Raw genomic sequence first — 10,446 nt, 5'->3', positions numbered from 1 at the left:
GTCCTGGATGCGGTTGGCCAGGCTGTCGGGCGAGAATCCGCCGAACACCACCGAGTGTATGGCGCCGATCCGGGTGCAGGCCAGCATGGCCACCGCCGCCTCGGGGATCATCGGCATGTAGATCGTCACCCGGTCGCCCTGCTTGACCCCCAGGTCCTTCAGGGCGTTGGCGAACTTGCAGACCTCGGCGTGGAGCTGGCGGTAGGTGATCGCCTTGCTCTCGGACGGATCGTCGCCTTCCCACAGGATGGCGGTCTGGTCGCCGCGCTTGGCCAGGTGCCGGTCGAGGCAGTTGGCCGATGCGTTCAGCGTACCGTCCTCGAACCAGCGGATGTGCAGGTCCTTCTCGTCGAAGGACGTGTCCTTGACCTTGGTGTACGGCTTGATCCAGTCGAGCCGCTTGCCGTGCTCCGCCCAGAAGCCCTCGGGGTCGGCAACCGACCGCTCGTACATCGCCTTGTACCCGGCGGCGTCGACCAACGCCGCCTCAGCGATTGCCGCGGGAACGTCGAAGATGACTTCGTCGGACATGGTAGGCGTCTCCCTCAGAGGATCGCGCCGTCTTTCCGATCCAGCATTGTGCGATTCGGGTGACGCCGCTTGTCGTTCGCTCAACCGCAGTATCCACAGAGTTTGAGCCGGAACAAGACTCTGAGCCGCCGGCGGTGACGGTTAGCCCCGTTCGCCCAAGTGACGGAAAGCGGTCGCGTTAGTTGCAGTCGCGAAATTGTTTATTTATTCAAAGCAGTAAATATTTCACAAGAACATAAAAAATACAAATCGATATTGACAAATAATTTACGAATCAACGGCAGAATTAAATGATCGAAACGCATTGTGGGGAAGGGAGCGACACCATGTCGTCACTCAGTGCTCCGGCGCCCAAACTGGGCCGGACCCAGATCGGCATCGGGCTCGGCATCAAAATTCCAGCATTTATTGCCAGCGCGGCTGTCATAAGCGGTCTTGCCGTCGGAATCCTGACCTATGTACAGGCGGCAGACAGCCTGGAGCAGGAAGCATCCGAACGATTGACGACCCTCGTCAATTCGCGGCAGTCCGGGCTTTCAAGCTATCTCGACAGCATTCGGCAGGATCTGGTCATTCAGGCTGAGAATCCGTTCGTCAGCACCGCGTTGAACGAATTCTCCGAAGGATGGAAAGCCCTGGGCAGCGGCACAAAGGACCGGCTGCACGCCACCTACATCAAGAACAACCCGCATCCGACCGGCGAGAAAGACAAGCTGGTCGACCCGAATGACGGCACCGCCTACGGCAAGACCCACGCCGCCAACCATCCGTGGTTCTGGCGTCTTCAGCGCGACCGCGGCTACTACGACGTCTTCCTGGTGAATCTCCAGGGCGACTTGGTCTACACCGTGTTCAAGGAACTCGACTACGCGACCAACCTGCTGAACGGCGAGTACAAGGACACCGGGCTTGGGCGGGTTACCAAGGCGGCGCTCCAAGCCACCTCCAGCGAGACCATCGCGTTCGATGACTTCAAGCCCTACGCGCCCAGCGCCGACGCTCCGGCGAGCTTCATCGCGGCCCCCATCATCGAGAACGGCAAGACGGTCGGCGCGCTGGTCTTCCAGATGCCGATCGGCCGCATCAACGCCATCATGAACGACGCCATCGGCCTCGGTGAAACCGGCGAGACCATGATCGTCGGCACCGACGGCTTGATGCGCAGCGACAGCCGCTTCTCCAAGGAAAGCACCATTCTCAGCCGAAAGATCGAGAATGCATCCGTCAAGGCGGCACTGGCCGGCGAATCCGGCATTCTCACCCTGGACTCCAAGCACGGCACCATGATCGACGCCTACGCCCCCGTGACATTCCAGGGAACCACCTGGGCAATCGTCGGGGCGATTCAGCAGGACGAAATCCTGGCTCCGGCCCGCAGCCTGCTGATCTGGAGCCTGACGATCGGGGCCGGGGTTCTGGCGTTGCTCGTCGCCGGCGGCGTCCTGGTGGCCCGGCAGATCACCGTTCCGATCCTGCGCCTGACCACGGTGATGGATGTGCTGTCCGGCGGGGACCTGTCGGCCGAAATTCCGGCGACCGACCGTCGCGACGAAATCGGCGACATGGCCCGCTCCGTCGACTTCTTCAAACAGAAGCTGACCGAGAACGAAGCCATGCAACGCGAGCAAGAGGCGGCCACCAAGCGAGACCTGGAGCGAGCCAAGCGGCTCGACAACCTGGGCTCCGAATTCGATCGATCGGTACAGGACCTGACCAAGCGGGTATCCGGCTCGGCCGACGTCTTGCGCTCGACCGCGTCCACGATGCGTGTCCAGGCCGACGAGGCGCAGTCGCGCGCCGGAGCGGTCGCTGCGGCAGCCGAGCAATCATCGGTCAACGTCCAGAGCGCCGCGAGTTCGGGTGACGAGTTGTCGGCCTCGATCGAAGAAATCGCCCGCCAGATCGGGACCACCGCCGAAGTCGCGCGGGAAGCCGTCAATCAGGCCGTCACGACCAACCAGTCGATCGAAGGGCTGTCGGCCGCGGCAAGCCGGGTCGGCGAGGTGATGGATCTTATCGGTCAGATCGCGTCGCAGACCAACCTGCTCGCGCTCAACGCCACGATCGAGGCGGCGCGGGCCGGGGATGCCGGCAAGGGATTCGCGGTCGTGGCCTCCGAGGTCAAGGCTCTGGCCAACCAGACGGCGCAGGCAACGGAGGAGATCGCCGCGCAGATCGGCGCCATGCAGAGTGCGACCCACAGCGCCGTCGATGCGATCGCAGCCATCACACAGACCATCGAGCGGATCAGCGAGATCAGCGCCTCGGTCTCAGCCGCGGTCGAGGAACAGAGCGCCGCCACCCAGGAGATCGCCCGCGCCATCAACGAAGTGGCCAGCGGTACCCAGGAAGTTACCGTCAACATCCTGGCGGTCGACACATCGACCAAGGAGACCGGCCAATCCGCCGGCGAGGTACAGGTCGCGGTCGACGCACTTCAGTCGGAGTTCAACACCCTGACCGATCAGGTCGCGGGCTTCCTGCGCGACATGAAAGCAGCCTGACGGGCGTTCCCCCCGGATGAGCAACCGGCGACAGCCGGCTCATCCGGGGGCACCCTCCAACGGCTCATCTGCGTCAACGACGGCGAGAGCCGTCGAAAAGCCGAATCCGGCACGACCAAGGGCCGCCAGATCGCGGTTGCGGGCATCGGCACGCTGGTCGGCAGCCCGGTACGGACCGAGCCGGCGGCGCCGGGCCAGACGCCAGGCCGCCTCCAGTTCGGCCACACCCGCATCCTCGCCATCTTCTCCGGCCAAGGCGTCGGTGATGATCGACGGGTCGACGCCCTTCTCGCGCAGTGCCGACTGGATCCGCTTGGCGGAGTCGCCCCGCCGTCGCCGGCTGGCGACTTTGGCCTCGGCAAACACCCGGTCGTCGACCAGCCCGGAGCGGGCGAACCGCTCGACGATCTCGCCGACCCAGGCCAAAGCTTCCTCGCGGTCGCAGCGCTCCTCGCGGGCTGCCTTCTCGACCCGCCTAGCCAGCACCCGGCGCAATCCCTCGACCGATGCCGCGTAGCGCTCCAGATGGTACAGCGCCGCGTTCTCCAGGCTGGATTTCTTGAGGGGACCGCGCGGGCGCCTGCCGCGCGGTGGCCGTGCCGTCGTCTCTGCCATGCCGCGACTGTTGCAGCTTTCGCTCGAGCGGCCTAGAGGAAGGCCCTTCCATACCGTCACCACGATGAACCAGCCCGCTGCCGTCAGGGTTCGGTTCGTTGGAGAACCTTATGGCCGCCGCCGACAACCTCGCCTTCAGCCCCACGCCGCCGGCCCCCCGGCGGATCCGCCGCGTCAACTGGATCGGCGTTTGGACCCTTTACAAGAAGGAGGTCTGGCGGTTCATCAAGGTGATCAACCAGACGGTCGCGGCCCCGGTGGTCACGACGCTGTTGTTCCTGGCGGTGTTCACCCTGGCACTCGGCCGCGACGTCCAACTGGGTGCCGGCATCTCGTTCCCGATGTTCCTGGCGCCCGGCCTGGTGATGATGTCGCTGCTGCAGAACGCCTTCGCCAATACCTCGTCCTCGATCGTCGGCTCCAAGATGCAGGGCAACATCGTCGACCTGCTGATGCCGCCGCTCGGTCCCGGCGAGCTGACCGCGGCGTTCGCCCTGGGCGCCATTACCCGCGGCCTGGTGGTCGGCACCGTCACCGCCGTCACCATGGCGCTGGTTGTCGGCTTCGCGATGCCCTCACCGCTGCTGGCCCTGTACTTCGCGGTCATGGGCGCGCTGTTCTTCGGCCTTCTGGGCGTGGTCGCCGGCATCTGGGCCGAGAAGTTCGACCACCTGTCGGCGGTGACCAATTTCGCGGTCACGCCCCTCACTTTCCTGTCCGGCACGTTCTATTCCATCGACCGGCTGCCCGGCCTCTGGAACAGCATCGCCCACCTCAACCCGGTGTTCTGGCTGATCGACGGATTCCGGGCCGGGATGATCGGATGGTCCGACAGCACCCCCTGGATCGGCGGCGTCGCGATCGCCGGGCTGGACCTGGCGCTGTTCGCGCTGTGCTGGCGGCTGTTCGCGACCGGCTGGAAGCTCAAGGCGTGACCCGCTGCGGCAACCGACCGCAGGCTGCAGCGACGGCATCATGCGCGAATCGTTGACAAGCCGGGGCGAGGTTCCGAGTATCGCGGTTTTCCCCAGGGCCGAGTGGCGGCCTCGGAATCATCAGGAGTACGGGCCGTGGTGACCAGCGTGATGCCGACCTATGGCCGGATCGACATCGCTTTCGAGCGGGGCGAAGGCCCCTATCTGTTCGCCACCGACGGCCGACGATACCTGGATTTCGCCGCCGGCATCGCCACCAACTCGCTGGGCCACGCCCATCCGCATCTGGTCAAGGCGATCTGCGAGCAGGCCGCCAGGGTCATGCACGTCTCCAACCTGTACCGGATTCCGGAGCAGGAGCGACTGGCCGACCGGCTGGTGGCCAGCTCGTTCGCCGACACGGTGTTCTTCTGCAATTCCGGTGTGGAAGCCCTTGAGGGCTCCACCAAGGTCGCCCGCCGCTACCATTTCCACAACGGCCAGCCGCACCGCACCCGGATCATCTGCTGCACACACTCGTTCCACGGCCGCACCCTCGGCATGCTCTCGGCAACCGACAAGGAAGCCTATCGCGAGGGTTTCGGCCCGCGGGTCGAAGGCTTCAGCCACGTGGCGTTCGGCAACCTCAACGAGATGCGCGCCGCGGTCGGCGATGATGCCGCCGCCATCCTGGTCGAGCCGATCCAGGGCGAGGGCGGCGCCAACGCCGCCAGCAACGACTACCTGCGCGCGCTCCGCGAGATCGCCGACGAGTTCGGCCTGCTGCTGATCTTCGACGAAGTCCAATGCGGTGCCGGCCGCACCGGCAAGATGTGGGCGCATGAGTGGGCCGACATGGCGCCGGACATCCTGGCCACCGCCAAGGGGCTGGGCGGCGGCTTCCCGGTCGGCGCGGTGCTGGCAAACGAGAAGGCGGCGTCCGGCATGAAGCCGGGCCTGCACGGCACCACCTTCGGCGGCAACCCGCTGGCGATGGCCGCCGCCAATGCGGTGCTGGACGTGCTGCTGGCGCCGGGCTTCCTCGACGGTGTCGACCGCATCGCCAAGCTGCTGCGCCAGAAGCTGGAAGCGGTGGTGCGCCGTCACCCAGCAGTGGTCGAAGAGGTGCGCGGCGCCGGCCTGCTGCTCGGCCTGAAATGCGTGGTACCGAACGGCGACCTGCAGACCGCCCTGCGCGAGGGACAGTCGATGCTGAGCGTCGGTGCCGCCGACAACGTGCTGCGCCTGCTGCCGCCGCTGATCATCACCGAATCCCACGTCGACGAAGCCATCAAAGCGATCGATGCCGCCTGTGCCGGGTTGGCGCGTAATGCCGCTTGATCCGATTGCGGCCGGAGAGCCGCCTATGAACGCCGTGCGTCATTTTCTCGACCTCGACCAGTTCGACACCGGGACGCTGCGCGGGATGCTGGAGCAGGCCAAGGCCTACAAGGCCGGCGACGGCGTGGCGGCGCGCCCGCTCGACGGCAAGATCCTGGCGATGATCTTCGAGAAGCCGTCGACCCGGACCCGGGTGTCGTTCGAGTCCGGGATGAAGCGGCTTGGCGGCGAGGTCATCATGCTGAGCGGCGCCGACCTGCAGATCGGCCGTGGCGAGACGGTGTCCGATACCGCCCGCGTGCTGTCGCGGTACGTCGACTGCATCGTGATCCGCACCTTCCTGCACAGCACGCTGCTGGAGCTGGCCGAGCACGCGACGGTTCCGGTGATCAACGGGCTGACCGACAGCACCCACCCGTGCCAGCTGCTGGCCGACGTGATGGCGTTCGAGGAGCATCGTGGCCCGATCAAGGACCGGGTGGTCGCCTGGTCCGGCGACGGCAACAACATGGCCTCGTCGTGGATCCACGCGGCGGTGCAGTTCGACTTCGAGTTGCGCATCGCCTGCCCCCCGGAACTGATGCCGCCGCCGGAGGTGATCGCCTGGGCCACCGCCAAGGGCGGACGGATCACCGTGCTGCACGATCCGGCCGCCGCGGTGAGCGGGGCCGATGCGGTGGTAACGGACACATGGGTGTCGATGGGTGACGAGGACACCAACCGGCATAACCTGCTGGCCGCCTACCGGGTCGACGAAGCCCTGCTGGCCAAGGCCAAGCCCGATGCGGTGTTCATGCATTGCCTGCCGGCGCATCGCGGCGAGGAGGTCACCGCCGGGGTGATCGACGGTCCGCAGTCGATCGTCTGGGACGAAGCCGAGAACCGGATGCACACCCAGATGGCGGTGCTGTCCTGGTGCCTGTCGGAAACACCATGAGCGCACTAGAAGACCTCTTCGAGCACGCCGGACCCGACGACATCATCCTGCCCTTCCAGATCGACCCGTACGGGTTGCGGGGGCGGTTGATCCGCCTCGGACCGGTGGTGCACGACATCCTCGGCCGGCATGACTATCCCGAGCCGGTGGCGGCGATGCTCGGCGAGACCATGGCGCTGGCCGCCTGTCTCGCCGGTGCGCTGAAGTATGAGGGCGTGTTCACCCTGCAGACCAAGAGCGATGGTCCGATCGGCACGCTGATGGCCGACATCACCAGCGCCGGGGAGATGCGTGCCTACGCCCGCTACGACGCCGAGCGGCTGCAGGCGGTCGATCCGGTAGCCGCGGCCGAGCGCTCGGTGCCGCGCCTGCTGGGTGGCGGATACATCGCCTTCACCGTGGACCAGGGCGGCAACACCGACCGATACCAAGGGATCGTGGAGCTCGAAGGCCACACCCTGTCGGAGTGCACGCATTCGTACTTCCGCAACTCCGAGCAGCTCGAGGCCGGGGTCAAGCTGGCGGCCAACCGGATCGACACCCCGGACGGGCCGGTCTGGCGGGCCGGCGCCCTGATGATCCAGCGCCTGCCGTACCAGAAGGACCTGCCGGGCCGACCGAGCGAGGACGAGTACGACGAGACCTGGCGCACGGCGGTGACGCTGATGAGCAGCAGCACGGCACCGGAACTGCTTTCCACCGAACTGGCGCCGGACCGCCTGCTGTTCCGGCTGTTCCACTCGGAGGGCGTGCGGGCCTATCCGGCACAGCCGGTGCTGGATTCCTGCCGGTGCTCGGGTGAGCGCGTGGAGCGGGTCCTGCAAACTTTATCGGACGAGGAGCTTGCGGATCTGCGCCAGGATGGCGACATCGTGGTGGTCTGCGAGTTCTGCAAGCGGGATTGGCGCTATGATGACGGTGCCCTGGCCGCGCTTCGCGAGAGTTCCGAGAATCCGGCTTTTTGAGCTACCCCGCACGAGGATCCCATGACCGCGCATCTGATTGCCCGACGCAGCGAGTTGGTCTCGAAGGCCGTCGACCGGCGCCTGTTCCTGACCATGGCGGTTGCCGGCCTGGCCGCCGGATGCACGACCCCGGACCCGACGCAGCGCTTTGCGGACCTGACGTTCACGGGGCGCCCACCGATTCCGCTGGATGTGGCCCAGGTCGACGTGGTGGATGAATACCGCATGCCGCTGGCCGATCCGAACGTGGAGCACCGCGCACCACTGGCGCCGAGCGCCGCCGCGGAACGCTGGGCCCGCGACGTGCTGCAGGCGGCCGGCACCGGGGGCCGCGCGGTGTTCCGTGTGACCAACGGCAGCCTGGTCGAAATACCGCTCAAGACCACCACCGGCCTGAAGGGCCTTGTCACCGTGGATCAGGCCGAGCGTTACGCCGCCACGATCGAGGGCCAGCTCGACCTGTACGGCGCCGACGGGCGTATCCTCGGCAACGCCGAGGCCAAGGCCAGCCGGACCCAGACCATCGCCGAGAACGCGTCCCTGAACGACCGGCAGCGGCTCTGGTATTCGCTCGTCGAAGCGACCGCGAATGACTTCGCCGGTGCTATGGAAACCGCGATTCGCCAGAAGCTGGTCGTCTACATCCGCTGATCCCGACAAAAACACCGCCGGTTCTCGGGGCCGTGCAGACGCGCAACGCGTTTGTCATATAAAGTGGCTATCAAGGGGATCGGTTCGAACGGGAGGGCACGATGGGAGCGGTCAACGTCCTGAAGGCGGCGGTGATCAAGGCGCCGGTCTATACGCGTCGCGGCCTTCAAGAGCGGCTCTTCACCCTGGCGTTCTCGGGCTTGGTCTACCCGCAGATCTGGGAAGATCCGGAAGTCGACATCGAAGCCATGGGTCCACTTGAAGGCAAGCGGATCGTCTCGATTGCCTCCGGCGGCTGCAACGCCCTCGCCTACCTGACGGAGCAGCCCGAGGCGGTCATCACCGTCGACCTGAACCGCCATCACGTGGCGCTGAACCGCCTGAAACACGCGGCCATCAAGCACCTGCCGGACTTCGAGACGTTCTTCCGGTTCTTCGGCGAGGCCGACCGGGCCGACAACATCGTCGCCTACGACCGCCATCTGGCGGACCATCTCGATCCGGAAACCCGATCGTACTGGGACCAGCTCACCTGGACCGGACGCCGGATCTCGCTGTTCAAGCGCAACATCTACAAATATGGGCTGCTCGGCCGGTTCATCACCGTGCTCCACATCCTGGCCCGGCTGCATCGGGCCGATCCGCGCCGGATGCTGGAAGCCCGGAGCCTGGCGGATCAGCGCCGGATCTTCGACGAGCATCTGGCACCGGTGTTCAGTTCGTGGCTGGTACGGACCCTGTGCCGCAGCCCGAGCTCGCTGTACGGCCTCGGCATTCCACCGGCGCAGTTCGACGACCTGAAGTCCAACGCTGCCGGTGGCGACATGGCCATGCTGTTGAAGCACCGGCTTGGTCGCCTAGCCTGCGACTTCCCGCTCGATGACAACTATTTCGCCTGGCAGGCCTTCGGGCGCGGCTACGACCGCGTGCACCGCAAGGCCGTGCCCCGCTATCTGCAGGAGCGGCATTTCGAGACCCTGCGCCGGACCGTCGACCGGGTCGACATCAGCCAGGCATCGATCACCGCCCGTCTCGCTGATGAGCCGGCGATGAGCATGGACCGCTACGTGCTGCTTGATGCCCAGGACTGGATGGACACCCGGCAGATGAACGAGCTTTGGGTGCAGATCGGGCGCACCGCCAGACCCGGCGCCAAGGTGGTCTACCGGACCGCCGGCGAGGAGACCATTCTGCCCGCCCACCTGCCGCCGGCCCTGCTCGACCGGTGGCGGTACGACAAAGCCGCCAGCCTGGCTCTGCAACAGCGCGACCGCTCATCCATCTATGGCGGGTTCCACATCTACACGCTGATCGACGCGTGACCCGGGCTGACGGATCCGGCACGGTGGATGCGCGGGAGTCGATGGACCGGATGTACCGGCTCCAGCGCCATTTCTACGACCTGACGCGAAAGTACTACCTGTTCGGCCGGGACGGGCTGATCGAGCGGCTGAACGCCCGGCCGGGCGAGACGGTGCTGGAGGTCGGCTGCGGAACCGCGCGCAACCTGATCAAGATGGCGCGGCGCTATCCGGAGGCATGCTTCTTCGGCCTCGACGCGTCGGACGAAATGCTGAAGACCGCCGAAGCCGCCGTCGCCCGCGCCGGGCTCCAAGGCCGTCTGCCGCTCGCCCAGGCCTTTGCCCAGACCTTCACCCCGGCGACGTTCGCTCTCGACCAGCCGTTCGACCGGATCGTGTTCTCCTACACCCTGTCGATCATTCCGGGCCCGATGGAAGCGCTCGACAACGCGCTGATCCAGTTGCGGCCCGGCGGCACGCTGCACGTCGTCGATTTCGGCGATGCCGCCGCCCTGCCCGGCTGGTTCCAGCGGGCTCTTGTTTGGTGGCTCGACAAGTTCCACGTCGCCCACCGCCCGGAAGTCGGCGCCTGGTTCGAGCGACGGGCAGCCGAGGGTCACGGCCGGCTCGAGACCCGCACCATCGGCGGTCGTTACGCCGAGTTCTTCACGCTGGTGAAGTCCTGAC

10 protein-coding genes are annotated in these 10,446 nt (G+C 66.2%); 8 read left to right on the top strand and 2 right to left on the bottom strand.

Going from position 1 to position 10,446, the window contains the following annotated elements:
• A partial coding sequence (locus RIC54_RS23605) for an AMP-binding protein (protein WP_350151485.1) occupies positions 1-531 on the bottom strand: 531 nt, incomplete at its 3' end.
• Positions 532-857: 326 nt separating this feature from the next.
• Here RIC54_RS23605 and RIC54_RS23600 point away from each other — a divergent pair.
• Entirely contained in the window at positions 858-3,035 is a 2,178-nt protein-coding gene (locus tag RIC54_RS23600) for a methyl-accepting chemotaxis protein (protein WP_350092116.1), read from the top strand.
• Positions 3,036-3,074: 39 nt separating this feature from the next.
• Here the strand turns inward: RIC54_RS23600 and RIC54_RS23595 are convergent, their stop codons facing one another.
• Entirely contained in the window at positions 3,075-3,650 is a 576-nt protein-coding gene (locus RIC54_RS23595) for a regulatory protein RecX (RefSeq protein ID WP_350092113.1), read from the bottom strand.
• A 110-nt stretch (positions 3,651-3,760) separates the two neighbouring features.
• Here RIC54_RS23595 and RIC54_RS23590 point away from each other — a divergent pair, with 110 nt between their 5' ends.
• The 7 genes from RIC54_RS23590 (at position 3,761) to RIC54_RS23560 (ending at position 10,445) form a co-directional block, all read left to right on the top strand.
• Positions 3,761-4,585 carry an ABC transporter permease gene (locus RIC54_RS23590; RefSeq protein WP_350092110.1) on the top strand — a complete coding sequence of 275 codons (825 nt, stop codon included), beginning with the start codon at positions 3,761-3,763 and terminating at the stop codon, positions 4,583-4,585.
• Positions 4,586-4,720: 135 nt separating this feature from the next.
• Positions 4,721-5,905 carry an aspartate aminotransferase family protein gene (locus RIC54_RS23585; RefSeq protein WP_350092107.1) on the top strand — a complete coding sequence of 395 codons (1,185 nt, stop codon included), beginning with the start codon at positions 4,721-4,723 and terminating at the stop codon, positions 5,903-5,905.
• 25 nt (positions 5,906-5,930) lie between these two features.
• On the top strand, positions 5,931-6,842 hold the full coding sequence (argF, locus tag RIC54_RS23580; RefSeq protein ID WP_350092104.1) for an ornithine carbamoyltransferase: 912 nt from the start codon (positions 5,931-5,933) through the stop codon (positions 6,840-6,842).
• The gene (locus RIC54_RS23575) at positions 6,839-7,807 is read left to right on the top strand and encodes an Hsp33 family molecular chaperone HslO (RefSeq protein WP_350092101.1); all 969 of its coding nucleotides are present in this window, start codon (positions 6,839-6,841) and stop codon (positions 7,805-7,807) included. Before argF ends, RIC54_RS23575 begins: the two co-directional genes overlap by 4 nt.
• Positions 7,808-7,828: 21 nt before the next feature.
• Entirely contained in the window at positions 7,829-8,458 is a 630-nt protein-coding gene (locus RIC54_RS23570; RefSeq protein WP_350092098.1) for a hypothetical protein, read from the top strand.
• A gap of 101 nt (positions 8,459-8,559) precedes the next feature.
• Positions 8,560-9,780: a BtaA family protein gene (locus tag RIC54_RS23565; protein ID WP_350092095.1), complete on the top strand. Its 1,221-nt coding sequence runs from the start codon at positions 8,560-8,562 to the stop codon at positions 9,778-9,780.
• On the top strand, positions 9,777-10,445 hold the full coding sequence (locus RIC54_RS23560) for a class I SAM-dependent methyltransferase (RefSeq protein WP_350092092.1): 669 nt from the start codon (positions 9,777-9,779) through the stop codon (positions 10,443-10,445). The genes RIC54_RS23565 and RIC54_RS23560 overlap by 4 nt, the downstream gene beginning before the upstream one ends.
• Position 10,446 lies beyond the last annotated feature (1 nt).

Origin of the sequence: Thalassobaculum sp. (genome assembly GCF_040219215.1) — a bacterium.
Lineage (GTDB): Bacteria > Pseudomonadota > Alphaproteobacteria > Thalassobaculales > Thalassobaculaceae > Thalassobaculum_A.
The sequence above is the reverse complement of the archived record's forward strand: the minus strand, read 5'-3'. Positions and strand labels throughout refer to the sequence as shown.